This is a genomic window from Stenotrophomonas sp. GD03819, from assembly GCF_029841665.1.
GTDB lineage: Bacteria > Pseudomonadota > Gammaproteobacteria > Xanthomonadales > Xanthomonadaceae > Stenotrophomonas > Stenotrophomonas geniculata.
On record NZ_JAOCEW010000004.1, the window covers coordinates 49,239 to 72,987 of the forward strand.

19 protein-coding genes, 1 tRNA gene and 1 pseudogene are annotated in these 23,749 nt (G+C 64.7%); 14 read left to right on the forward strand and 7 right to left on the reverse strand.

The annotated features are described in order from the left end of the window. Positions 1-5: 5 nt before the first annotated feature. Together N5D45_RS03500 and N5D45_RS03505 are read left to right on the forward strand one after the other, a co-directional pair. Entirely contained in the window at positions 6-650 is a 645-nt protein-coding gene (locus N5D45_RS03500) for a TetR/AcrR family transcriptional regulator (RefSeq protein WP_164191448.1), read from the forward strand. Positions 651-724: 74 nt separating this feature from the next. Beyond that, the gene (locus N5D45_RS03505) at positions 725-2,866 is read left to right on the forward strand and encodes a TonB-dependent receptor (protein ID WP_164191446.1); all 2,142 of its coding nucleotides are present in this window, start codon (positions 725-727) and stop codon (positions 2,864-2,866) included. Positions 2,867-2,924: 58 nt separating this feature from the next. On the opposite strand, the gene N5D45_RS03510 is transcribed toward N5D45_RS03505, so the two are convergent. Next, on the reverse strand, positions 2,925-3,206 hold the full coding sequence (locus tag N5D45_RS03510; RefSeq protein WP_010484816.1) for a hypothetical protein: 282 nt from the start codon (positions 3,204-3,206) through the stop codon (positions 2,925-2,927). Positions 3,207-3,416: 210 nt separating this feature from the next. Here N5D45_RS03510 and N5D45_RS03515 point away from each other — a divergent pair, with 210 nt between their 5' ends. The 6 genes and pseudogenes from N5D45_RS03515 to N5D45_RS03540 all read left to right on the forward strand — a co-directional run. Further along, complete coding sequence (locus N5D45_RS03515) at positions 3,417-4,091, forward strand: response regulator transcription factor (protein WP_019338179.1); 675 nt, start codon at positions 3,417-3,419, stop codon at positions 4,089-4,091. Continuing rightward, positions 4,091-5,440 carry a HAMP domain-containing sensor histidine kinase gene (locus N5D45_RS03520; RefSeq protein WP_057503123.1) on the forward strand — a complete coding sequence of 450 codons (1,350 nt, stop codon included), beginning with the start codon at positions 4,091-4,093 and terminating at the stop codon, positions 5,438-5,440. Before N5D45_RS03515 ends, N5D45_RS03520 begins: the two co-directional genes overlap by 1 nt. Positions 5,441-5,763: 323 nt before the next feature. Then, a complete protein-coding gene (locus N5D45_RS03525; RefSeq protein ID WP_019338181.1) occupies positions 5,764-6,180 on the forward strand; it encodes a hypothetical protein in 417 nt (138 codons plus the stop codon). Positions 6,181-6,315: 135 nt separating this feature from the next. Continuing rightward, on the forward strand, positions 6,316-7,506 hold the full coding sequence (locus N5D45_RS03530; RefSeq protein ID WP_057503124.1) for an efflux RND transporter periplasmic adaptor subunit: 1,191 nt from the start codon (positions 6,316-6,318) through the stop codon (positions 7,504-7,506). After that, the gene (locus N5D45_RS03535; RefSeq protein WP_279938465.1) at positions 7,503-9,467 is read left to right on the forward strand and encodes a MacB family efflux pump subunit; all 1,965 of its coding nucleotides are present in this window, start codon (positions 7,503-7,505) and stop codon (positions 9,465-9,467) included. The genes N5D45_RS03530 and N5D45_RS03535 overlap by 4 nt, the downstream gene beginning before the upstream one ends. A 126-nt stretch (positions 9,468-9,593) precedes the next feature. Next, positions 9,594-10,088: pseudogene (locus N5D45_RS03540) on the forward strand (zinc-binding dehydrogenase); the annotation flags it as partial. Between the two features lie 68 nt (positions 10,089-10,156). Here N5D45_RS03540 and N5D45_RS03545 read toward each other — a convergent pair. Further along, the gene (locus N5D45_RS03545; RefSeq protein ID WP_228354636.1) at positions 10,157-10,891 is read right to left on the reverse strand and encodes a hypothetical protein; all 735 of its coding nucleotides are present in this window, start codon (positions 10,889-10,891) and stop codon (positions 10,157-10,159) included. Between the two features lie 180 nt (positions 10,892-11,071). Between N5D45_RS03545 and N5D45_RS03550 the strand changes: the two genes are divergently transcribed. Continuing rightward, positions 11,072-13,825: a UvrD-helicase domain-containing protein gene (locus N5D45_RS03550; protein ID WP_279938485.1), complete on the forward strand. Its 2,754-nt coding sequence runs from the start codon at positions 11,072-11,074 to the stop codon at positions 13,823-13,825. A gap of 247 nt (positions 13,826-14,072) precedes the next feature. Here the strand turns inward: N5D45_RS03550 and N5D45_RS03555 are convergent, their stop codons facing one another. After that, positions 14,073-15,326: a S1 family peptidase gene (locus tag N5D45_RS03555; RefSeq protein WP_228354637.1), complete on the reverse strand. Its 1,254-nt coding sequence runs from the start codon at positions 15,324-15,326 to the stop codon at positions 14,073-14,075. 359 nt (positions 15,327-15,685) lie between these two features. After that, a tRNA-Ser gene (locus tag N5D45_RS03560) sits at positions 15,686-15,775 on the reverse strand. Positions 15,776-15,899: 124 nt separating this feature from the next. Between N5D45_RS03560 and N5D45_RS03565 the strand changes: the two genes are divergently transcribed. After that, positions 15,900-16,970, forward strand: coding sequence for a DUF4241 domain-containing protein (locus tag N5D45_RS03565; RefSeq protein WP_279938466.1), 1,071 nt, complete (start codon positions 15,900-15,902; stop codon positions 16,968-16,970). Between the two features lie 81 nt (positions 16,971-17,051). Here N5D45_RS03565 and N5D45_RS03570 read toward each other — a convergent pair whose 3' ends face one another. Further along, complete coding sequence (locus N5D45_RS03570) at positions 17,052-18,044, reverse strand: LysR family transcriptional regulator (protein ID WP_005410175.1); 993 nt, start codon at positions 18,042-18,044, stop codon at positions 17,052-17,054. A 127-nt stretch (positions 18,045-18,171) separates the two neighbouring features. Between N5D45_RS03570 and N5D45_RS03575 the strand changes: the two genes are divergently transcribed. Together N5D45_RS03575 and N5D45_RS03580 are read left to right on the forward strand one after the other, a co-directional pair. Continuing rightward, a complete protein-coding gene (locus N5D45_RS03575) occupies positions 18,172-18,759 on the forward strand; it encodes an NAD(P)H-dependent oxidoreductase (protein ID WP_279938467.1) in 588 nt (195 codons plus the stop codon). A 218-nt stretch (positions 18,760-18,977) separates the two neighbouring features. Further along, on the forward strand, positions 18,978-19,328 hold the full coding sequence (locus N5D45_RS03580; protein WP_019337278.1) for a hypothetical protein: 351 nt from the start codon (positions 18,978-18,980) through the stop codon (positions 19,326-19,328). A 177-nt stretch (positions 19,329-19,505) separates the two neighbouring features. On the opposite strand, the gene serS is transcribed toward N5D45_RS03580, so the two are convergent. Next, a complete protein-coding gene (gene serS / locus N5D45_RS03585) occupies positions 19,506-20,786 on the reverse strand; it encodes a serine--tRNA ligase (RefSeq protein WP_279938468.1) in 1,281 nt (426 codons plus the stop codon). A 113-nt stretch (positions 20,787-20,899) separates the two neighbouring features. On the opposite strand from serS, the gene N5D45_RS03590 reads away from it, so the two are divergent. Together N5D45_RS03590 and N5D45_RS03595 are read left to right on the forward strand one after the other, a co-directional pair. Then, complete coding sequence (locus tag N5D45_RS03590) at positions 20,900-21,538, forward strand: TonB family protein (protein WP_279938469.1); 639 nt, start codon at positions 20,900-20,902, stop codon at positions 21,536-21,538. A 119-nt stretch (positions 21,539-21,657) separates the two neighbouring features. After that, positions 21,658-22,230 (forward strand): energy transducer TonB, encoded by a 573-nt coding sequence (locus tag N5D45_RS03595; protein WP_057503310.1) that lies wholly within the window; start codon positions 21,658-21,660, stop codon positions 22,228-22,230. A gap of 174 nt (positions 22,231-22,404) precedes the next feature. Here N5D45_RS03595 and aroA read toward each other — a convergent pair whose 3' ends face one another. Beyond that, positions 22,405-23,712 (reverse strand): 3-phosphoshikimate 1-carboxyvinyltransferase, encoded by a 1,308-nt coding sequence (gene aroA / locus N5D45_RS03600; protein WP_053443256.1) that lies wholly within the window; start codon positions 23,710-23,712, stop codon positions 22,405-22,407. Positions 23,713-23,749 lie beyond the last annotated feature (37 nt).

Here is a 23,749-nt window from a genome sequence, read left to right on the forward strand (position 1 = left end):
CACCCATGACCCCGCTTCCTGGCCGTCGCGAGCAGCGCAAAGCCGAGACCCGACAAGCGATTTCCGACGTCGCCACCGAGCTGATCATCCGGCGGGGCTTCGAGGCCGTCTCCATGTCCGAGATCGCCGAAGCCGCGGGCGTCTCACGCAAGACGGTCTTCAACTACTTCGCCAGCAAGGAAGACCTGGTATTCGATCGCGATGAGGAGGCGCGCACGCTGCTGCGCGAGGGCATGTTGGCGCGCAGCGGAATGACCCCGCTGATGGCCTTCCAGTCACTCGTGCGCGAGTTGCTGGAGGCGGGCCATCCACTGCTGCGCATCAATGCCGGTGCTGCCGCCTTCTGGGGCACCGTGGCGGAGAGCCCGGTACTGGTCGCGCACGCGCGACGGCTGCAGGCGCAGTTGACTGACGATCTGGCGCAATTGATGGCCGACGCTGTCGGCCGGCCCGGACATGACGCCGAAGCGCGATTGGGCGCGGCCATGCTGCTGGCGTCGATGGTGGCGGCCTATGAGAAAGGACTGGCAAGCCAACTGCAGGGCGAGGACCCGCGCGAGGCCATGCTGCAGCTGATCGTGCGCGGCGCCACCGGGGTACTGGTGGCCTTGGCGGGCACCCCATATACGGACCCCGGCGCGCGTCCATAGCGCATTCGGGGGGTAGGTTTCGAAGTGTTGCAAATGCTAATCTTTCTCATTTGCAGACACATAGCCCCTCCCCAATGCCTCTTCCCACACCCCTGCAACGCACCCTGTACCTGGCACTGACCCTGCCCTTGGCACCGCTTGCCCATGCTGCCGAGTCCTCTACTGCCGCGCCCAAGGACCTGGACAAGGTCGAGGTTCGCGGACGTGCACAGGCGCTGTACCGGGTGGACGATGCCGCGGTCGGCACCCGCACGGATACACCGCTGGAGCTGGTCCCACAGTCGATCCAGGTCATCCCGCGTGAACTGATCGACGACCAGGCGGCGCGTCAGGTAACCGATCTCTATCGCAGCATCAGCGGCATCAGCTATTTCAGCTATGCCGGGGTGACCCTGCGCGGCTTCCGCCAGGAGAACGTGCTGTATGACGGTCTGCGCGGCGACCCGTATGCAGGATTCTCGGTGCCGCAGTTGTTCAACATCGAGCGCGTGGAAGTGCTGAAGGGACCGGCAGGCGCGCTGTATGGCGGGGGTGATGCGGGCGGTGTCATCAACTACGTGACCCGCAAGCCCAAAGCCGCTGCCGAGCGCCGCATCGAGGTCCAGCTGGGCGACAAGGACTTCCGTGCCGGATCGATCGAGGGTACCGGGCCGTTGAATGCCGCCGGCAGCGTGCGCTATCGCGCCGGGCTCTATGCCGACAATGAAAAGGGCGTGCGCTGGAACACCGACAGCGAGAGCGTGATCGGCGATGCCTCGCTGGCCTTCGACGTCGGACAGACCGGCGAACTGGTGCTGCAGTTCACCGACATCACCCAGAACCTTGGCGGCAACCGTCTGCGCGGCGTGCCGGTCAACGATGCAGGCACGTTCCTGACCGACCGCCGCTGGAACCACAACGAGGCCAGCGACTTTCTCGACATGCGCGCCAAGGTGGCGCTGGCGCAGTACCGCTTCGCGCCGCTCGACACGCTGGACCTGGACTTCGCCGCCCGCTGGTTCAGCAACAACGAGCACCAGATGTACCACGAGCCGATGGGCCTGCTCGATCGTGACCGCGATGGCGTGGCCGAATGGATGACCCGCCAGCTGCGCAACCAGATCCGCGACAACGACGCATTCACTGCCAACGGAAATGCAGTCTGGCGGGCGACCACCGGCGCGGTGGAGCACAAGGTGCTGTTCGGCGCCGATGTATACCGGCTGGATGCGGACTTCACCGCACAGACCGCGAACAGCGCTGACCTTGCGCGTGGCGCCGGGCCGGTGCGCGGCATCGACCTGTTCAATCCCGTGTACGGCGCCAGTACCTGGCACGACTACAACCTGGCGGCCCTGCCCTGGCGCAGCACGTCCACCCGCAGCAAGCGCTATGGCGGCTACCTGCAGGACGAACTGGCACTGGGCACACGCTGGCATGTGCTGGCCGGACTGCGCTGGGATGGCTTCAAGGATGAGGACCGCATGGGTGGCAGCAGCGTGGATGGCAACGATCTCAGCTGGCGGCTGGGTAGCACGTTCACCGTGCGCGAGGGCCTGAATGTCTACGCCAACATCGCCAATGGTTTCGTGCCGCAGAGTGCCGCCAACCAGAACCCGGCCGCTGGCGGACCGTTCGATGCCGAGCGCAGCAAGCAGTGGGAAGTGGGCATGAAGTCGCTGCTGGCCGACCGTGTGACCTTGAACATGGCGGCCTACCGGATCGACCGCAGCAACATCGTGCAGGCCACCGGCGAGGTGATCGGTGGCGTGAACCAGTTGGCCGCGCTGGGCCTGGTACGTAGCACCGGCATGGAGCTGGACCTTCTGGCCGACCTCACCGAGCGCTGGGTGCTGAACCTGACCTACGCCTACAACGATGCGCGGGTGAAGGACGCCGGCCCGAATGGCATCACCAACGCCTCCGGCGACCGATTCGCCAATGCGCCGCGCAACAAGCTGGGATTGTGGACGCGTTACGACCTGCCGGCGATCAACTCCGCCATCGGCTTTGGCGCCGATCACGTCGGCGAACGCCTCAGCCTGGATGGGCAGACGGTCAAGGCCTACACCGTGTTCGACGTGAGCTGGAAGACCACGTGGAGACAGTGGCACTTCCAGGCCAACGTCAAGAATCTGTTCGACAAGGTGTACGCGGCCAGTGGCTTCATTGAACGCAACGGGCATTTCCCCGGCGAGCCACGGCGGGTGTATGTGCAGGCGGCTTACAGCTTCTGACACAGGGCTGCGAACCATGATGACAGGGGGAGGTGGCTGCCCACCTCCCCTCCCGGTGTCAGTGCGAGCAGGCCACCAGCATCGAGCGGGTGGCCATCTGGGTAGAGGTGAAGCCGTTCTTGTTGCCCACCGCGATGGCGTTGCCGTCGTCGCCATCCTTGCTGAAGACCACATAGCCGCCTGGGCACATCTGCCCGGCCTTTTCGTAGCAGCCACTCCAGGAGCTGGAGCCGCTGCAGTCGATGGAGACGCCGCGTCGGCCATCGGGGGTAACGGTCATCCTGGCGGTGGTGCAGCCACTCAGCGCGGCCACGAACAACAACGGAACGAACAACTTCATGGGTACTCCAGGGGGTGGGATCAGCGAAAGGGCGCCAAGGCTGGAGTGCCCGGATTGCGCGAACCTTGCGCCGACATCCGCTTTCCTGCGTCCATGACAGCCTTGCGGGACATCGGGAAGGCACGCCATGTTCACGCAATGTTCCTGTAATACGGTGCCGGCGCGTGCCGAACCGCCCCGCCACGCCCCCTTCCTGCGCAAACCCCGCCGATGCACATCCTGCTGATCGAAGACGAAGCCGAACTGGCCGCTACCCTGAAGTCCGCCCTGCAGCGCGAGCGCTACGTGGTGGACCTAGCCAACACGCTGGCGCTGGCCCGCGAAGCGGCCCTGTGCGGATCGCACGACCTGGTATTGCTGGACCGCACCCTGCCCGACGGCGACGGACTGGGATTGATTTCGCTATTGCGTGAGCGCAACCCCGGGGTGCCGATCATCGTGCTGAGCGCGCTGGGGCAGCTGCCGGACCGCATCGCCGGCCTGGATGAGGGCGCGGACGACTATCTGGCCAAGCCCTTCGCACTGGAGGAGCTGTTCGCCCGCATCCGCGCTGCCGGGCGTCGGCCGAGCGGCATGCAGGTGGAACTGGTGAGCATCGGCCGGTTGGTGTTCGACCCGGCATCGGGCGAGGCGAGCGTGGGCGGGCAGCGGCTGGAGCTGCCGCGCCGTGAGATACGTGTACTGGCCGCGTTGGCCCGGCGTCTGGGTCGCACCGTGCTGCGCGAGTCGATTGAAATGGCGGTGTATGGATTCGATGACGGCATCCATTCCAACACGCTCGATTCGCACGTATCGCGCCTTCGCCGCAAGCTGGCCGATGCCGACGCAGGAGTAGAGATACACGCCATCCGCGGTGTCGGCTATCTGATGCGGGAAGCCAAATAATGGCGCGTCGTCCATCGCTGAAGCGTCCGTTGATCGTCAAAACGCTGATCTATCAGCTAATGGCGTTGCTGGTGGCGTTCTTCGCGCTGCTGATGGTGCTGATACGTGCCGACAGCGGTGGCTACTACACCATCCAGACCTTTGCGCCGGTGGCCGCCAACGCGGTGCACCGCGACCGCAATGGCGAACTGTACGTGCAGAACACACCGGAACTGGCCGAACTGCTGAAGATCGTTCCCGGTGCATGGTTCATCGCCGAGGATGAGCATGGCCACTACGTTACGTTCGGACCTGTGCCGCCGGCCTATGCCTCGCTGGTAGGCGCACTGGATGGCATCCCCTTTGGCGACCTGCGCGGGCGGGATCGCAGCGATGGCCTGGCCGTCGTGGTCCGCCAGCACAGCGGGCCGGCCGGCAAGCTGACCATCATGGCCCATGGCGAAACCGATACGCTGACCTGGCAGATGGCGCTGGCGGCACACATCATCACCCTGCCGATCTTCCTGCTGCTGGGCCTGGCCACCATCGTCCTGACACCGATCATCGTGAGACGGGCCCTGGCCGGGGTGGAGCGCATCGCCGAGGAAGCCCGCAACATCTCCGCCAGCCGCCGCGGTGTCCGCCTGACAGAAACCGCTGTGCCTGTGGAGATCGCTCCGTTGGTGACGGCGGTGAATGAAGCACTGGAGCGGCTGGACGAAGGGCACGAACGGCAACGCCGCTTCATCGCCGCCGCCGCGCATGAGCTGCGCACACCCATTGCGATTCTGAGGGTAAAGGTCGATGCGGCCGACGACGCCACCTCGTGCAGCCTGGCCGTGGAAGTGGCGCGGCTGGCGACGCTGGCAGAGCAGCTGCTGGATCTGCACCGCATGGACGAAGACGGGCCGAAGGAAACAATCAACCTGGCGCGGGTGGCCAAACGGGTGGCCGCCGATCTGGCGCCGCTGCTGATCCAGTCGGACAAGACCGTAGCCGTGGCGGTGGAATCACATTTCCCGGTGCTCGGCGAGACCGGCGCAGTGGAGCGGGTAATTTCCAACCTGGTACTGAATGCTGCCGAACATGGCGGACGCCAGATCATCGTGCGCGTTCAAGGCAGCTGCCTGGAGGTCGAGGACGACGGCCCCGGCATACCGGTCGACCAGCGCGAACGGGTTTTCGAACCCTTCCAGCGGTTGCGGCCGCGGCAGACAGGCGCGGGCCTGGGGCTGAACCTGGTGCGCCAGGTAATCGACCGCCACGGCGGCCACGTCACGATTCTGGATGCGCCGGGCGGTGGTGCATTGATCCGTGTCGAGTTTCCATTGCATCCGGGCGTGACCAGCACGCCACCGCTGGAGCACTGAACACATCGCATGCACCTGTGTAACCGGCGCCTGTCCATACGTGGCCGGGAGCGAGGACAGGCAAGGTTGCGGCAATGTTCGCTGGACAGCATCGGGGTGTGGCACCTGCCGTGCCACCGCGTTCCTATCTGACAGGAAGCCTGCATGTGACCCAGGGAGCTCCCCCACCGTCCCCTTCCGCACGCACTGTGCCACCGCGGAATTCGCCGGGACTTACGGCTGCCGCATGGAATCGCCGCCCACATAATGTCCGCGCGCCCGGCCTGCAACATTGGCCGCTTTGGCTGCGGACAGTCCCCGATATCGAGCGCGCTGGCGTGTTGATGCGGCTGTTCGGCGCGTTGTTTCTGCTGCTGCCCGGCATTGCGCTGGTGGCTTCAGCGTATCGGCATGCGAGCACAGCGGTGGCGACGGCCGTGCTCCTGTTCGTTGCCGTGCATGCTGCGCTGCATGGGCTGGCGGCATGGCGGGCGGCAACCCCGCACCCAACGCCACCGCTGCTGCGGGCCCTGGACGGCCATGCCGCTGGGATAATGATTGCCAGTACGCTGCTGATCGCCATCGGTGCAGGAATGGCGAAGCTGCATGCTTCGACCTTCCCCTGGTTGTTGGCCAGCGCGGCGATTCAACTCTGCGCTGCGCGCATCGCAGGTCACCGGCTGCGAAATGCACTGCTGGTTCTCGGTAGCGCCCTGCAGTTCATCGCCGTGGCACTGCTCGCTCTTCATGCCGCGCGCTGACACAACGATCGCCCCGCAAGGTTCGCGCAACCCAGCGCATCGAGACTCGACGGCCAACCACGTCTGCCCCGACAGACGTGTGTCTCTTCTGTCGCAAGGACCCCCGATGACCTGTCTCTTCTGGTTGCTGAGCCGATGAGCACCGTAACCCGCAAGCGCCGCCGTGCGCTCATCGTTGCTGCCGGCCTGCTGTGCTGCGCGCTGACTCTGTTCGCGTGGTTGCGGCCCGCACCACCTCCGCACCTGCAGGTTGCACCGGTCGCTCGCGGCAGCATCGAACAGGTGGTGGAGGCCACTGGCACGCTGAAGCCCTCGCAACTGGTAAGCGTGGGTGCACAGGTCTCCGGCCGCATCGATACCCTGCATGTAAAGCTGGGCGACAAAGTGAAAGCCGGCGATCCCATCGCCGACATCGACTCGCGTACTCAACGCAATGCATTGCTCAGCGCGCAGGCCGCACAACGCACCGCGCGTGCCAACCGCGATGCGCTGGCCACCGACCTGCGCCAGTTCGAACTGACACTGCATCGGCAGCAGCAACTGGTGGCCTCGCAACTGGTAGCCCGCGCCGACTTCGATACAGCCAAGGCCAAGGTCGATGCCACCCGTGAACAGGTCGCTGCGCTGGACGGTGAAGTGGCGCGCCGACAGACCGACGTCGATGTTGCTCAGACCAATCTGGAGTACACCCGCATCACCGCCCCCACCGACGGAACCGTACTGGTCGTGGTCGCGCGCCAGGGGCAGACCGTGAATGCGGTGCAGAGCGCCCCCACCATCGTGATGCTGGGCAACCAGGACGTGATGACGGTGTACGCCGAGATCTCCGAGGCCGACGTCGTACACACGTCTGTTGGCCAGGAAGCATTCTTCACCATTCTTGGTGATGCCGGCCGCCGCTACAGCAGCACGTTGCGGGATATCGCGCCAGCGCCGGAATCCATCACCAACGAAGACAGCTCCAGCCTTGCTGCACCGGCAGTGTCGGGTGGCAGCCGCACGGCCATGTACTACAACGGCCAGTTCGACGTGGATAACGCCGATGGCCGCCTGCGCAGCTACATGACCGCGCAGGTCCGCATCGTGCTGGGCCGCGCCAACAACGTACTGACCATTCCCTCGGCCGCATTGGGTGCGCGCGCCGCCGATGGCAGTTACAGCGTGCAGGTACGTGGTGCCGACGGCAGCGCCAGCACGCGGCGCGTCACTACCGGGCTGGATGATCAGATCCAGGTGGAAGTACGCACCGGGCTGAAGGAAGGCGAACAGGTCGTGCTGGCGCAGGCCGACGCCGAAGCCACCAGCGCACCCACGCAGTCCAGATGAGCACGACCACGACCGAGCCGCTGCTGCGCGTTCGCGGCGTACGCCGCGAGTTTGCCGCAGGCGAGCAGACATTGGTGGTACTTGACGGCATCGATCTGGATATCCACGCAGGTGAACTGGTGGCCATCGTAGGCCAGTCCGGTTCGGGCAAGTCCACGCTGATGAACATCCTGGGCTGCCTGGATCGCCCTTCCGCCGGTGTCTATCAGATCTGCGGGCGCGAGACCGCGCAGATGTCGCCGGATGAACTGGCCGAACTACGCCGCGAACACTTCGGCTTCATCTTCCAGCGCTACCACCTGCTGACCGATCTGACTGCACTGAGCAATGTGGAAGTGCCCGCGATCTACGCCGGCATGCCTGCCGAGGCACGCCATGCGCGTGCGGCCACGCTGTTGTCGCGGCTTGGCCTGGGCGAGCGCATGCAGCATCTTCCTGGTGAGCTGTCGGGTGGCCAGCAGCAACGCGTTTCGATTGCACGTGCGCTGATGAATGGCGGCGCAGTGATCTTCGCCGACGAACCTACAGGTGCGTTGGACACGCATTCCGGCAAAGAAGTGATGAAGATCCTCGGCGAGCTGCACGCCGAGGGCCATACCGTGGTGCTGGTTACGCACGACATGGCCGTGGCCGAGCATGCGCAGCGCATCATCGAAATCCGCGATGGGCGGATTGTGGATGATCGTGCAGCCGGTACTGGTCTGTCAGCGGGCGTGGCGACGCCAGCCGTGACCCAGCCTGTGGGCAACAGCGGCTGGCGGGTCTGGCGGGACCGTTTCGCTGAAGCCTTCCGCATGGCATTGCGCGCGATGAACGCCCACCGCATGCGCACCTTCCTGACCATGCTCGGGATCATCATCGGCATTGCATCGGTCGTAGCGGTGGTGGCACTGGGTACCGGCGCACGGCAGGCCATCCTGTCCAACATCTCCTCGTTGGGTACCAATACCATCGAAATCTATCCCGGATCGGGTTTTGGCGACCTGCATTCCGCGCGGGTGGAAACACTCACTCCCGGCGACAGCGTGGCCCTTGCCCGGCAGCCATTCGTGGACAGCGCCACCCCCGGTGTTGCCACCAGCGGCACCGCCCTGCGCGGCAACCGTTCGGCCAGCGTGCAGGTGCAGGGCGTCAGCGAGCAGTATTTCCGCGTGCATGGCCTGAAGCTGGGCGAAGGCGCATTCTTCGGCCCACCGGGTGTGAGCGGCTACCAGCAGGTCGTGGTGATCGACGCCAATACCCGCGCTCGCTTCTTCGCTGCCGCGGACAATCCCATCGGCCAGACCCTGCTGCTGGGCAACGTGCCTGTGCGTATTGTGGCCGTGGTGAAGAAAGATGCCGGTGCTGCCGGCGATGCGTCACTGCTGCGGGTATGGCTGCCTTACACCACCGCCATGGCACGCATGCTGGGGCAGAGCCACGTGTCCAGCATCACCGTACGCGTTTCCGATGCGATCAGCATGGAAGCGGCCGAGCAGGCCATCGGACGATTGCTGACGCGGCGTCATGGCAGCACCGACTTCTACATGAGCAACAACGCGCAGATCCGTGAATCCATCGAACAGACCACCAGCATCCTGACCATGATGATCAGCTCCATCGCAGCCATCGCATTGGTGGTCGGCGGGATCGGCGTAATGAACATCATGCTGGTGTCGGTGACCGAGCGCACCCGCGAGATCGGCGTGCGCATGGCGGTGGGCGCGCGCCGCAGCGACATCCTGCAGCAGTTCCTGATCGAATCGGTGCTGGTCTGCCTGCTCGGTGGTGTACTCGGCATCGGCGTGGCCCTTGCGTTGGGCGCGGCTCTGGAGCTGGCCGATGCGGGCTTCAGCCTGGTGTTCTCCGTCAACTCGATTCTGGCCGCCTTCGCCTGTTCCAGCCTGATCGGCGTTGGCTTCGGATTCCTGCCGGCACAACGTGCCGCACGGCTCGATCCGGTGGAGGCACTGGTCCAATAGCCAATGCATCTAGCTGTATTGACAGCAGGTTCGCGCAATGTCCGCAGTGTGTACTACGGCTACCGAGAATGTCTGCACAGGAGCTGGACGATGTTTCTTAGAACAGGAAAGTCCGCACTGCTGCTGGTGGCGATCCTTTCAAAGCTGGGCTATCGCGTGGTGGCCGCCACCGGGCGCCCGGAACACGCCGAGTATCTGCACAGCCTGGGCGCCGCCGAGATCATCGACCGCGCGCAGCTTTCAGAACCGCGCGAGCGGCCGGTGAGTGCCGAGCGCTGGGCCGGCGTGGTCGATGTGGCAGGCGGCCCTACCCTCGTCAACGCCCTTGCCGAGACGAAGTACCGCGGCGCAGTGGCCGCGTGCGGGCTGGCGCAGAGTGATGAGCTGCATGGCTCGGTGCTGCCCTTCATTCTCCGCAACGTGACGCTTGCCGGCGTGGATTCGGTGAATGCGCCGCAGGCCGTTCGCCAGCGTGCGTGGGACCGGCTTGCCACCGACCTGGACCCGCAGAAGCTCGAAAGCACCGTGCAGCTGATTGGGCTTGCCGAGGTGCTGGACGTCTACGACCAGATCATCCCAGGCAAGGTGCGTGGGCGGATTGTGGTGGATGTGAATGCCTGACGGCAGGCAGTCCCGCGGTGGCACGCTGCCGCCGCGGGGCCGATGCCGTGCTCTGCGTCTATGCAGCGCTATTCTGAAACTTCAATCGGCAGCTTGCATTCGCTGCGGAATTTCCCCGCTTTCCGGTCCAGTTCAGCACGTAGCTTCGGAATCTTCGCCAGCTTGCCGCGCATCGTCGCGATGGGCAGCACGCCCTTGGCGTAACTTTCCGTCACACCCAGAGCGTTAGGCGCACCGCGGATGTGCCACACCAGTTTTTCCAGGCCCGTACCGTAAGCCAGCAGCGTATCCAAAGACAGAAAAGCCCTTCCGCCGAGGTTTCCGTTTCGGAGGCGATTCCAGTCCATACTGCCCGTCAGGCTGGTGGAGTAGACCGAAAACTGCTTGTTCGGATCTTCCGACCGATACAGGTGTATCCAGGTGTGGCCGGGATCCTTCGGCTCCTGGCCGATTTCCTTGGCGTCAAAACGGAAATCCATGACCACTACAACCTCGGCCTCTGGAACAACCTTCTGGCGCGTCGCGTCTTGTGGCCAGTAGTAATTCAGGGTCCAGCTGCTGGCCATGCCAGTGCCGAATGGCGTGCTGTTTGACGTCCATTCGTAGGTGTCGCGCGATGCCGTGGCACCCGTTGCTGCGTCCACCTCTCGGGACACACTCCATGTTCCATCCGCCTCTTCAGTCCAGAAGCCACAGAACAGTGATGGGGTGGGCGATTGCGCCGCCGCAGGCAGTGCTGCCAAAGACAGTACAACAGCCAGAAGGCAGTTGCGGCCAGATGTAGAGAACATTCCTGCAGGCATTGGATTCCTTCCCGGGGCGCCATCCACGCAGTGGTCGCAGCCATCCGCTACGGCATGGCGACATGCCTAACCCACTCCGACCGCACGGCAACAGTCACGCGCCTGATCAAGCCCCCTTATCATGGGGCTGTAAGGGCGCTTTACGCCCAGTGACGTACGCAAGGCAGTATCTTGATGTCTATGGAATGGCGCCCCTCGGGCTGGGGCCAGCGTGTGACCCGCTCGCCGGACTGGCGGCTGCGGCTGGATGGCGAGCATGTCGAGCTTCTGATTGAAGGCCGGCAGTACCGCCAACACGTCGATGATGACCAGCGTGTGCGGGTTCTTCCGGGCCTGTTCTGGGCCAGGGTTGCGCTGCAGAGCGAGGACGGCGAAACGCTGTCCGTGGACGGCCTGCCCAACGGCCAGGCTTCCCACCTCGCGGGTGCTGTCCAGCAGGTGCTCTTCGCGCGCACCACACGCGGGCGCAAGGCGCTCTTCGAGGACATCCTGGAGCAGATCCAATCGTGGCTGGCCGAGGCCGACGCCCTCACTGACCGGGGCACCGCCGGCCGCCGCTGGATCACCCACGAACAGCAGCATATCCTGCTGGCCGAGCGCCCCACCCTGCCCTTGTCGCCGGCCGAGCTGGAACGGCTGTTCCTCGATGAGGATGTGCACGACGACCTGCACTCCCATAGCCATCGTGCCGCATTGGATGCCCTGCACGACTGGCAGCTGGATTGGCCCGCCGTATGGGGGGACGCCAATGCGACCATGGCGACGCGGGAGCTGGTGCTGGCCAAGGACTTCCTGGACCGGGTCGAGAGCAAGCCGCTGACCGAGGAACAGGCCCGCGCCGTCATCTGCTTCGACAACCGGGTCCAGGTCGTGGCCGCGGCCGGCTCAGGCAAGACCTCCACGATGGTCGCCAAGGCCGCGTATGCCATTGACCGCGGCTTTGTCGAACCCGAACGCATCGTGATGCTCGCCTTCAACAAGGATGCCACCAGAGAGCTTGAAGAGCGCGCACAGCGTTCCTTCAACCGATTAGGCATGGGCGACATCACGATTGAGGTACGGACCTTCCATGCACTCGGCCTGGCCATCATCGCCAAAGCCACGGGGCGCAAGCCCGATATCCCGGAATGGGCCATTGACGCCACGCTGGGCTTCAACAAGCTGGCCGAACTGGTGGACGACCTGAAGGATCGCTCGACCCACTTCCGCACCCAATGGGACATGTTCCGCCTGGTGTTCGGGCGCGACCTGCCACCATTCGGCGCGGAAATGGAGGCCGACGGCTACGACCGCGATGGCATGCCCTACATCCGCACCCTGCAGGGTGAGCGGGTGAAGAGCCTGGAAGAGTGCGTGATCGCCGACTGGCTCTTCTACAACGGCGTGACGTACGACTACGAGCGGCGCTACGAATTCGATACGGCGACCGACACCCATCGCCAGTATCGTCCGGACTTCTATTACCCGGACGCCGGGCTGTATCACGAGCACTTTGCGCTGGATGCCAATGGCCAGCCGCCGGCGCACTTCGCCCACTACGCTGAAGGTATGCACTGGAAGCGCCAGCAGCATGCAGCGCGCGGCACCGCGCTGGTCGAGACGACGTCGTTCGGCCTGCGCAGTGGACATGCCCTGCAGGATCTTGCGGAGCGACTTGGCGCGTCTGATGTCGAACTCGACCCGAACCCTGACCGCGAGTTGCCCGATCAGGGCGCCAAGCCGATGCCGGATGCAGACCTGATCGGCTTGATGCGCACCTTCATTGCCCACGCCAAGAGCAACTGTCTGACGCTGGACGATATGGCCGCGCGCCTGCGGCAGATGCCCGAAGATCAGTTCAAGGAACGGCATCGACGCTTCCTGGAAATCGCCAGCCCTGTTTTCCAGGCCTGGGACAACGCACTAGCTGACGAGCACGGCATCGATTTCGAAGACATGCTCAACATGGCGGCCGGGCTGCTGGAACAGGGTAGCTACGAATCGCCCTACGAGCTGGTGATGGCCGATGAGTTCCAGGACGCTTCGCGCGCCCGCGCACGCCTCTGCCGTGCCTTGGTCAGCCGCCCCGGCCGCTCTCTGTTTGCGGTGGGCGATGACTGGCAGTCGATCAATCGCTTCGCCGGCGCCGACGTTTCAGTGATGACCGGATTCCGCGAGTGGATGGGCCATGGCCGGGTGCTGAAACTGGAGCAGACGTTCCGCTGCCCTCAGGTGCTGTGTGATGTTTCCAGCCGCTTCATCAGCCGCAACCCCGCGCAGATCGTCAAGCAGGTTCGCTCCGCTGCACCGGCAATGGGCCCGGTGCTGCAGGCGTTCCAGATGAATCGGCGTGAGGAGGTGCAGGATGGCGTTCGCCAGTACCTCACCAAGCTGCATCAGCAATTGTTGTCCGGGGCGGTGCCACAAGGGCGCGATGGACGCGTGACGGTGTTCATCCTGGGGCGCTACCGCGCCGATCGCAGCGCGATGCCTTCGGATTGGAAGACAGCCTTTGGCAGCACGATGGACGTCGAGTTCCTGACCGCTCATCGCTCGAAGGGGCGCGAGGCGGATTATGTGATCCTGCCGGGAATGGTCCATCGAGGCTTCCCGAGCCTGCGTGCGGATGATCCTGTGCTTTCCTTGGCGATGCCGGATGGCGACACCTATCCACTGAGCGAAGAACGGCGTTTGTTCTATGTGGCGCTGACGCGTGCGCGACGGTCGGTTGCCATGTTCACTCTGCAGGGGAAACGTTCGCCGTTCCTGGATGAGCTGGTGAAGGATGGGGCGGTGGAAGTGACCGCGATTTCAGGCGCGGCCATCCACGAAGAACGCTGCCCAGTGTGCAAGGTCGGCGTGTTCGTGGACCGCGATGGGCCGCATGGGGCGTTCCGGTCGTGCTCCAGCTACCCGTTGTGCCACAACAAGCCGAGGGGTGGGCGACGCGGGTAAGCGCGTTCAGCCAAACCCATATGCACCCACGCCAACCCGTGCAAGCTGGCCTGATGGTTCGATGGCCGGACAGCAGCTGCGGAGGCAGAAAAAAGCCCCTGTTCCCAGGGGCCATTTCATGATTCTGGCGGAGAGAACGACGGCCATGTAGGCGACGTCGCTGGTACCAGCAGCGTCGCCAGCTGCACAGACCGTACGGAGCTCAATACACGGCTCAACCAGTCAGAGAAGCTTATTGAGGCAGTCTCTAGTTGGGCTGGAACCCCCAAGCCCTGACGCGACTGAACGGCATTCCGGTGAGCGACTTGCACTCGCCCGGCAGCGGCGTGTCCGAGCGCGCAGACTTGACAATGCCATAACCGGTATCCTGGAAGAACATTGCAGCACCGCTGTCGCCACCACCGCACGCGAGCGAGCTTCCCTCTACCTTGAACCAGACCTCATCGCATTGCATAGACTCGGTGGGCCCACAAATGTTTCCAGGACTATGCTTAACCGACGTGACTATTCCACAGCTATATCCGCTACGCGAACCACGGAAGCAGATGGTACCGTCTTTCGCTGGCACATTGTAAACGTTCGCAATAAATCGCGTTGACACCGTTGACGAGGCGTACGCCTCCAGCAAAGGAATGTGCGGAGATGGAATTCGATGCCACTGTACATCGGTTTGCGCATCGTTCCTTTGATCCTGGAATATCAAGGGGAACGTAACCAAGGTCCCGTTCTGGCTACTCCCATAGTTGCCATAGATGACATCGTCGGGGCAATGCGCTGCCGTTATGATTCCCTTTAGACCTGTAGCCACGTGCTTCACCGTAAATCCGGTGGTGCAGTATGAATTGTTTGACTGCAGCACGGCTCCGCCGATTGCATATATGGAATTGCTTTCAGGAACGTCCGACGTCTTGAAACGGAGCTTTACGCGATAGGCACGTTCGAGCTTGGACAGGATTCCCATGTACTTCTTGGCGTCCTGTTCATCCCCACGTATTCTGACCTCAGCCTCGTTATCTCCGGCATATCCGGTCAATCCAACGAAACCAGGGATAGCTGACTGTACTGCCAGCCGAATTTCCTTCAGTTGCTTGGTGAACTCCTCCTCCGTGAAAAGGTGCCCAGAGGAGAACTCGACACGTGCTTTACCAGCCGCCGTCGTCCATTGCCGCCCTGCTACAGCACCATCTCCCTTGAGCTTCACCGAAACGTGAAAGTCAGGCGACTGCTCGATGCTGATTTCCGTCAAGCGCCCGGCATACTCTCGACGAATGTCCTGGATGCTGGGTGCCACTGCCGCCTCCAGCTGAATCCGTCTGATTGCTTCATCAACCGATAGAGACTTGACTCTGGAAAGGAGGGAGCTGACCGCAACCGCAGTCTCCTCATCCAGCTCCTCCAATTTCTCACTCTCGGAAACATTCTTCTGAGCAAGTGCAGTGGTGGACACAACACTCCCGAAGAGCAGTCCGAGCACACTCATGTAAATAGCGCCTGCTTTCACTTAGCCTCCTCCAATGAATGCCGTGGGAATCCTGCGCAGCCTGTTGCGGGCCGAGTATTAGTGTACGACGTGGTTACGATTGCTATTGAGTAGAGTGTTCCATTTTCAACCGTCAGTGTGTTGTCACGGAGCCGGTAGCCCGAGATGCGCTCGCTGGAACCCACGCGGGATCTTGGCCCCTGATCTCACGTCCTGCACACTCTCTCTGTCGCCTGTCAGCCAGAACGCTTGGCAGCATGCGTGCTCTGCGCGACTGCAGCCCCTCTGCCCCTGGAACCCAATAGCTGGATTGATGAACTGACGAGCAGCAAGGCGAGAAAACAAAAAAGCCCCTGTTTCCAGGGGCTCTTTGAAACAACTGGCGGAGAGAGTGGGATTCGAACCCACGGAAGGTTTGACCCTTCGCCGGTTTTCAAGACCGGTGCCTTAAACCGCTCGGCCATCTCTCCAATCGGGTCCCGGTTGCCCGGGCAGCGGCGTATTCTCGCACGTGAAGGGCATTTGCCCAAGACCACCCTTGCTCCCGACCTTCGCATCCGGCACGGTGGGGCCTTCACTGCAATCGGAGCCCCCATGGCCCATCTCGACCTGGCCAACCTGCGCACCACCCTGCTGGACGACACCCAGCTGGCCGCAGTGGCCCTGCACCGCACGTTCGCCGGGCACCTGCCGGTCAGCAGCGGGCATCTTGTGGTCTGCGATCCGTTGGTCCAGGCCGAAGCACCGGCATTGGCCGACTACACCGCTCCGGTGGGTCGGCATCCGGTCGAGATCATCGTGCACAGCGGCCGCCCGGCGCTGGCCGTGGTCTGGTTCAAGCCCCGCGAAGCCCTCATTGCGTCTGCCCTGCACTGGCAGATGGCGCGCTGGACCACGCAGGACCTGACCGGACTGGATGAGGACAGCTTCATCGGCTACCCGGTCGACGCCGGCATCGGCTGCTTCATGGACACCGACACCCAGCAGGCACTGCTGGCCCTGATCGAACGGGCCGATGGCGACGAAGGCGGCGAGTGGTCGGATGCGCTGATCGACCATGATGGCCTGGACGAAGGCACCGAATACCGCCCCTGGGGCGAGGACTCACCGCATGGCCTGGTCGTATTCACCAGCGGCTGGGGCGACGGCGTTTACCCCAGTTACTGGGCGCTGGATACGTCCGGCATTCCGGTCGCTCTGGTCACCGATTTCCTGTGCATCCAGGGCGGAGACGGGCGCGACGAGCGCGAGATCGCCGACCAGGCCTATCGCGACAGCCTTCCACCCGAAGAGGCTGAAGCGCTGGCACGGCTTGTAGCGGCGGTGGGACGCGATGATGCGAACGCACTGCGCGACCTGCTGAAGGATGCGCCACAGCGCGCCAACCAGATCGAGCCTGGTTGCGGCGGCACCGCCGTGTTCGAGGCGATCCGTCTGGACCGTCCAGAGGCATTGCGGGTACTCCTGCAGGGCGGCGCGTTGCCGGCAATGCCCGAGCGGCTGCACATGAGCAAGGTGACCAGCTACCTGGACTATGCGCGCTTCCTGAAGAAGCCACGCAGCGCGGAGCTGATGGCGGTGCTGGAAGCACCGGTCATGGCCGAGCCCACACCGGCCGCACCGCCCCAGCGCAGCTTCTGGGACCGGTTGTTCGGGCGGAAGTGACCGGGGCCGGAAAGCAGCAACGCCGGGCATGGCCCGGCGCTACCGTTTCACAGATTGGCGGTGCAGTTGTGGGCAGGTGCCTCAGCCCGCATCCACTGCCAACGCGCCCAGCGCACTGGCCTTGATCCGCTCCTTGGCCTTTTCACAGGCGCCACCGCAATCCAGGCGCGAGGCCTCCAGCTGCGGCGGCAGGTGCTCGGCCAGGAAGTCGATGAACACGCGCACTGCCGGCAGCAGGCCGCGACGCGAGGCGAACACGGCATGGCACACGCCCTGCGGCAGCGACCAGTCCGGCAGCACCACTTCCAGCTCGCCGTTACGCACCGCATCGGCGCACACAGTCTCCGGCAGCATGGTGATGCCGAAGCCGTCCTTCACCATGCTCTGCAGCAGCGGGAAATCGAAGCCGGCCACGCGTGGCTGCAGGTCGACCCGGCGCACTTCGCCTTCCGGCCCATGCAGTTCCCAGCGCTGGCGCGCTTCGTCTTCGCTGATGCTGAGGGTGACGTGCTGGGTCAGCTCTTCCGGGTCCTTCGGGCGGCCAGCGCGGTCCAGGTACTTCGGGCTGGCCACCAGGAGTTCCTGCACCTGTCCGAAGCTGCGCATCACCAGGCTGCCGTCGTCGTCCAGGCGCGAACGCACGCGCAGGGCCACGTCATAGCCTTCGTTGATGATGTCCACGCGGCGGTTGCTGATGTTCAGCTGCAGGCGCACCTTCGGGTACTGCTCAAGGAACTTGGGCAGCAGCTTGGGCAGCTGCATCTGCGCCAGCGACACCGGCACGCTGGCGCGCACCACGCCGCGCGGTTCCGCACTGAGGCGGTCGACCACTTCGCGGGCGGCCTGCGCCTCGGCCAGCATCGTCTGCGCGTGGCGGTGCACGCTGGTGCCGACGTCGGTGACCGCGAAACGGCGCGTGGAGCGCTGCAGCAGGCGCACGCCCAGGTCGGTCTCCAGCTGGCTGATGCGGCGGCTCAGGCGCGACTTGGGGATGCCCAGCGCACGCTCGGCGGCGGCAAATCCGCCGTGGTCGACCACCATCGCGAAGTAGTACAGATCATTCAGGTCATGCATGCCCGAGTTCCATATCTAGAACAATACGTGGCATTCAACCACCTTTATCCCGCCTTTGCAACAACCTATCGTTCTCTCCGTCGGCGGGGCCACCCCGCCCCTCCCTCCCAGAACATAGGTGACTGCCATGAAGCTTCTGCATCTCGACGCCAGCGTGCTTGGCGAGAACTCCGTCTCCCGCCACCTGACCGACGCCGTGGTGGCCCGCTTCAAGCAGCAGATCGAAGGCCTGCAGATCGATTATCGCGATCTTGACGCCAATCCGGTACCGCATCTTCGCAGCAGCTCGCTGGCCAAGGCGGACGCGGCCGAAGCCGCCGATGCTGAACAGGTGCTCGAGCAGTTCCTTGCCGCGGACATCGTGGTGATCGGCGCGCCGATGTACAACTTCAGCATCCCGTCCACGCTGAAGGCCTGGATCGACCGCGTGGCCGTGGCCGGGCGCACCTTCAAGTACACCGAGAACGGCCCGATCGGCCTGGCCGGCGGCAAGCGCGTGATCGTGGTCAGCAGCCGCGGCGGCATCTACACCGATTCGCCGGCCGACTTCCAGGAACCGTTCCTGCGCCAGACGTTCGCCTTCTGGGGCATCAACGACATCGAGTTCGTACGTGCCGAAGGCATCGCCTACTCGCCGCAGCACCGTGAAGACGCCATCGCTGGCGCGTTGGCGGCCCTGCCGTCGCACGAAGCGGCTGAAGCCGCCGCTGCATAAGCGTTCCAGCGTTCGGTGCCCCTCTCTCCTCGTCTGGGCGCTGAACGCGGGCCGGGATCCCCTCCCCCATCCCGGCCCACCCTGGCGGCCCCGCTTTGGGGGGCCGCTTTTCTGTGTCTGGCCCGAGGGCTCGCCATCCACGCACGGTGTGGATCTACTGCACGTGTGCGTGGATTCGGTGCCATGCGCGGCGCTCACCAGAACGTTAGGCTGGGGCCATGAACTACATCGTGACCACTGCACACCGCAGCGAATTTCCGCACCCGATCACCCTGCGCCGTGGCCAGGCGCTGGTGGTGGGCGAACGCTATGAAGGCCCGGAGGGCTGGGACGACTGGTTCCTGTGCGAAGCCGAAGGGCAGCAGCCCGGTTTCGTGCCGGCGCCCGTGATCGGTCGCACTGCGCAGGGTGACGCGTTTGCCACCGAGGATTACTGCGCACGGGAGCTGGATGTGGATCCCGGGCAGGTGCTGCGTGGGCAGCGCACGCTCAATGGTTGGGCGTGGTGCGTGCCGGAGACCGGCGAACCGGGATGGGTGCCGCTGGAGAAGCTGCGGGCCATGCGGTAATCGCGGGGTTCATCCACGCATGGCGTGGATCTACTGAGGCATCGGTGAATTCATGCCGGGCGCGTGCAACATCCTCCAGTAGATCCACGCCATGCGTGGATTCGGTGCCATGCAAGCATGGCACCCACCAGAGCCACAGCGGTGCCATGCATGCATGGCACCCACTCGATCAAGGAATCAGGCGATGGTTTCCAGCCCACCCATGTACGGGCGCAGCGCTTCCGGCACGGTGATGCTGCCGTCGGCGTTCTGGTAGTTCTCCATCACTGCGATCATCGCGCGGCCAACCGCCACGCCCGAGCCGTTCAGCGTGTGCGCCAGTTCCGGCTTGCCGGTGGCCAGGTTGCGCCAGCGCGCCTGCATGCGGCGGGCCTGGAAGTCACCACAGTTCGAGCACGAGGAGATCTCGCGATAGGTTTCCTGCGACGGCAGCCAGACTTCCAGGTCGTAGGTCTTGATGGCCGAGAAGCCCATGTCGCCGGTGCACAGCAGCACCTTGCGGTACGGCAGGCCCAGCTTCTCCAGCACCACTTCGGCGCAGCGGGTCATGCGCTGGTGTTCGGCGTCGCTGTCTTCCGGGCGGCAGATCGAGACCAGCTCGACCTTCTCGAACTGGTGCTGACGGATCATGCCGCGCACGTCGCGGCCACCACTGCCAGCCTCGGCACGGAAGCACATCGAGTGGGCGGTCATGCGCAGCGGCAGGCGCTCGGCCTCGACGATCTCGTCGCGCACGATGTTGGTCAGCGGCACTTCCGAGGTCGGGATCAGGTAACGCGTGGAGTCGCCCACGGCGGTCTTGAACAGATCGTCCTCGAACTTCGGCAGCTGGCTGGTGCCACGCAGCGAATCGGCGTTGACCAGCAGCGGCACGTTGGTTTCCTCGTAGCCGTGCTCACCGGTGTGCAGGTCGACCATGAACTGGGCCAGCGCACGGTGCAGGCGCGCGATCGGGCCGCGCAGCACGGTGAAGCGCGAGCCAGACAACTTGGCCGCGGTCTCGCCGTCCAGCCAGCCGTTGCGGGCGCCCAGTTCGACGTGGTCGAGCACCTTGAAATCGAACTGGCGCGGGGTACCCCAACGTGCCTGCTCGACGTTGTCGTTCTCGTCGGCACCGGCCGGTACGTCATCGGCCGGCAGGTTCGGAATGCCCATCGAGATCGCTTCGATCTTCTCGCGCAGCTCGTCCAGCGCCACTTCCGAGGCCTTCAGCTCGTCGGCGAAGGCGGCAACCTCGGCCATGATGGCCGAGACGTCCTCGCCCTTGGCCTTGGCCTGGCCGATGGCCTTGGAACGGCTGTTGCGCAGGCTCTGCAGCTCCTGGGTCCGCACCTGGATGCGCTTGCGATCGGCCTCCAGGGACTCCAGGGCAGACACGTCGAGCTCGAAGCCGCGGCTGGTGCGCAGGCGTTCGGCGAGGTCGGCGGGCTGGTGGCGGAGCAGGGCTGGATCAAGCATGGCAGGTGTCGTGGTGGGTATCAGGGATGGGATTATCGCTTGTTATACGGATTTCTGCCGCCCGGTTCATTCCCGCCGTGGCAGAATCGGGCCATTCCGTACTGGTCCGGTCCATGTCTGCACCCCGCTCGTCGTCCGCCAAGTCGTTCACTGTGCATATCCCGCGCAACGCCCTGAAGATCGCCGGCATCGCCTTCGGCGTGGGCGTACTGCTGTTCGTGCTGGTCTGGCTGACCGGTCGCGACAAGGAGTTCTTCCGCGCCGATCCTGCCGCCCAGACGCCGCAGGAAACCGCCCAGGTCGAGCCCCTGCCGGAGCCGTTGGCCGCTGCGGCCGGTTCCAGCGACATGCCCGATGCCAAGCCGGCCCCGATAGAGGAAGAAGCACCAAAGCTGGTCGAAACCGCCCCACCGCCGCCTGCCCCCATCGCTGAAGCAGCCCCGGCCGCACCGGGCCCTGCGCCGGCGGCCACCGGCAACAGCCAGCCGATGCCGATTGCCGGCCAGTCGCCGCCCCCCGCCTACCCGGCTGCCGCGCTGCGCGCTGGCGAGACCGGCACCGTGGTGGTGCGGGTGGACGTGGACGCCACCGGCTATCCAAACAACGCCACGGTGATCCAGCGCAGCGGTTCACGCGAGCTCGACCGTGCTGCCACCGACGCCGTGCGCCGCTGGCGCTTCACTCCGGCGCAGAGCAACGGCCAGGCCGTCCCCGGCAGCATTGAAGTGCCGTTCGACTTCAAGACCCAGTAACTGAACGCTTCCCGGCAGGCAAACTGAACCCTGCCGGTGGCGTTGACGCAACGCTGACACTTCTCGTCCGTGGCTCGCGCAACACTTCCCACGTCGTCCATTGACGGAAGGAGTTAGCGATGACTGCCACCACCCACGAAGACCTTCATTCGCCGCAGCTGCAGGAGGATTCCAGCCTGCAGCACAAACCCACGTCACCCTGGATGTGGATCGCGCTGATCGTGGCGATGTTTGCTGCCGCCCTGCTCTGGCTGCGTCATTCCAACCAGGAAGATGTGGCCCCGGCGCCGGTCGGTGAGCGCATGTTGCCAGCCCCCGAGCAGGCCGCGGTGACGGATGCAGCCGCCCCTGCCGCGCGCCAGGCAGCCCCGGCTACTGCTTCGCGGAAGGCCGCGCCGGTAGTGCGCAATCGTGAGGCCCGCCCGCTGGCCAGCAACCGCATGCCCACCTACCCCGCCGCTGCGCTGCGTAGTGGCGTGCAGGGCAGCGTGATCGCCAGCCTGAGTGTAGATGCCCACGGCAATGTCGCTGATGCTGCGATCGTTTCGCGCAGCGGCGAGCGCAGTCGTGATCTGGATCGCGCGGTACTGAACACCGTGCAGAACTGGAAGTTCCAGCCGGCGATGCACGAGGGCCGTGCCGTCGCCAGCGTGGTGCGGGTCCCGGTGGATTTCCGTACCGAGCAGCGTTGATCGCGGACGAGGGGTTCGTGATGTTTAGACGGAGGCTTCGGCCTCCGTCCTTTTATGCGGAAAAGCGTGCCAACCGAGGTTGGCACCTACCGGATGAGGTGAGCGCGCCAACCGAGGTTGGCTTCTACCTTGCAATGCGATCCGCCGGGCGTGGCCCGGAGGTTGCTGTGACGATCAGGCCAGGTTGAACCCGGCGCTGCGCGCCAGGCCATCGAAATCCGGGAAGGACGTGGCGACATTGGCGATGTCGTTGATGCGCACTTCGCCGTCACTGATCTGGCCGGCGATGGCGAACGCCATGGCGATGCGATGGTCACCGTGGCTTTCGATGGTGCCGCTGCCCAGGCGAACGCCACCATGCAGGGTGGCGCCGTCTTCGGTTTCGTCCACCTGCATGCCCAGCGCGCGCAGGCCGGTGGCCATCGCAGCAAGGCGGTCGGATTCCTTCACCCGCAGCTCGGCCGCACCGCTCACCACGGTCTGGCCTTCTGCGGCGGCGGCGGCCACGAACAGCGCCGGGAACTCGTCGATCATGTCCGGCACCAACGCTTCCGGAATGCGCGCGCCCTTGAGCGGCGCATAGCGCACCACCAGGTCCGCCACCGGCTCACCGCCCTGCTCGGCCGGATTCTCTTCGGTGATGTCCGCCCCCATCAGGCGCAGCGCGTGCAGCAGGCCAGTGCGGCGCGGGTTCAGGCCGACCTGCTTCAGGCGCAGCTCGGAACCCGGAATGATGCTGGCGGCCACCAGGTAGAACGCCGCAGACGAGAAGTCGGCCGGCACCACGATGTCCGTGGCGCGCAGGCGCTGGCCGCCACGCAGGCGGGCCTTGCCCGGTGAAAATTCGATGTCCACGCCGAACGCCGACAGCATGCGCTCGGTGTAGTCACGGGTCGGATGCGGTTCCAGCACGCTGGTTTCGCCCTGCGCGTACAGGCCGGCCAGCAGCACTGCGGACTTGATCTGTGCGCTGGCCACCGGCGAGGCGAAGTCGATGCCATGCAGCGACTGGCCGCCATGCACATGCAACGGCGGCGTGCCGTCATCCTGGGTGTCGATCTTCGCGCCCATCTGCGACAGCGGGCCAGTGACGCGGCGCATCGGGCGGCCCGACAACGATTCATCGCCGATCAGCGTGCAGTCGAATGCCTGGCCTGCCAGCAGGCCGGCCAGCAGGCGCATGCCGGTACCGGCGTTGCCGCAGTCCAGCGGTGCGCTGGGTGCCTGCAGGCCGTCGATGCCGACGCCGTGCACGATGCGCTGCGACGGGCTGGGGGTTTCGATGCGCACGCCGAGCTGGCTGAAGATGCGCGCCGTGGCGCGGGTGTCTTCGCCTTCCAGGAAGCCCTCGATATGCGAGGTGCCATCGGCCAGCGCGGCGAACATCACCGAGCGGTGCGAGACCGACTTGTCGCCGGGAATGGTCAGGCTGCCCTGCAGCGGCTGGCCCTTGCGGGCAATCCAGTGTTGCGCGTTGCTCATCGTTCGATCATTCCGTAAACACCGGCAGCGCCGGCGA

Bases quoted from the DNA above. Each gene is read 5' to 3' on its own strand.
- N5D45_RS03500 (WP_164191448.1), top strand. From the start codon at position 6: ATGACCCCGCTTCCTGGCCGTCGCGAGCAGCGCAAAGCCGAGACCCGA.
- N5D45_RS03505 (WP_164191446.1), top strand. From the start codon at position 725: ATGCCTCTTCCCACACCCCTGCAACGCACCCTGTACCTGGCACTGACC.
- N5D45_RS03510 (WP_010484816.1), bottom strand. From the start codon at position 3,206: ATGAAGTTGTTCGTTCCGTTGTTGTTCGTGGCCGCGCTGAGTGGCTGC.
- N5D45_RS03515 (WP_019338179.1), top strand. From the start codon at position 3,417: ATGCACATCCTGCTGATCGAAGACGAAGCCGAACTGGCCGCTACCCTG.
- N5D45_RS03520 (WP_057503123.1), top strand. From the start codon at position 4,091: ATGGCGCGTCGTCCATCGCTGAAGCGTCCGTTGATCGTCAAAACGCTG.
- N5D45_RS03525 (WP_019338181.1), top strand. From the start codon at position 5,764: ATGCGGCTGTTCGGCGCGTTGTTTCTGCTGCTGCCCGGCATTGCGCTG.
- N5D45_RS03530 (WP_057503124.1), top strand. From the start codon at position 6,316: ATGAGCACCGTAACCCGCAAGCGCCGCCGTGCGCTCATCGTTGCTGCC.
- N5D45_RS03535 (WP_279938465.1), top strand. From the start codon at position 7,503: ATGAGCACGACCACGACCGAGCCGCTGCTGCGCGTTCGCGGCGTACGC.
- N5D45_RS03545 (WP_228354636.1), bottom strand. From the start codon at position 10,891: ATGCCTGCAGGAATGTTCTCTACATCTGGCCGCAACTGCCTTCTGGCT.
- N5D45_RS03550 (WP_279938485.1), top strand. From the start codon at position 11,072: ATGGAATGGCGCCCCTCGGGCTGGGGCCAGCGTGTGACCCGCTCGCCG.
- N5D45_RS03565 (WP_279938466.1), top strand. From the start codon at position 15,900: ATGGCCCATCTCGACCTGGCCAACCTGCGCACCACCCTGCTGGACGAC.
- N5D45_RS03570 (WP_005410175.1), bottom strand. From the start codon at position 18,044: ATGCATGACCTGAATGATCTGTACTACTTCGCGATGGTGGTCGACCAC.
- N5D45_RS03575 (WP_279938467.1), top strand. From the start codon at position 18,172: ATGAAGCTTCTGCATCTCGACGCCAGCGTGCTTGGCGAGAACTCCGTC.
- N5D45_RS03580 (WP_019337278.1), top strand. From the start codon at position 18,978: ATGAACTACATCGTGACCACTGCACACCGCAGCGAATTTCCGCACCCG.
- serS (WP_279938468.1), bottom strand. From the start codon at position 20,786: ATGCTTGATCCAGCCCTGCTCCGCCACCAGCCCGCCGACCTCGCCGAA.
- N5D45_RS03590 (WP_279938469.1), top strand. From the start codon at position 20,900: ATGTCTGCACCCCGCTCGTCGTCCGCCAAGTCGTTCACTGTGCATATC.
- N5D45_RS03595 (WP_057503310.1), top strand. From the start codon at position 21,658: ATGACTGCCACCACCCACGAAGACCTTCATTCGCCGCAGCTGCAGGAG.
- aroA (WP_053443256.1), bottom strand. From the start codon at position 23,712: ATGAGCAACGCGCAACACTGGATTGCCCGCAAGGGCCAGCCGCTGCAG.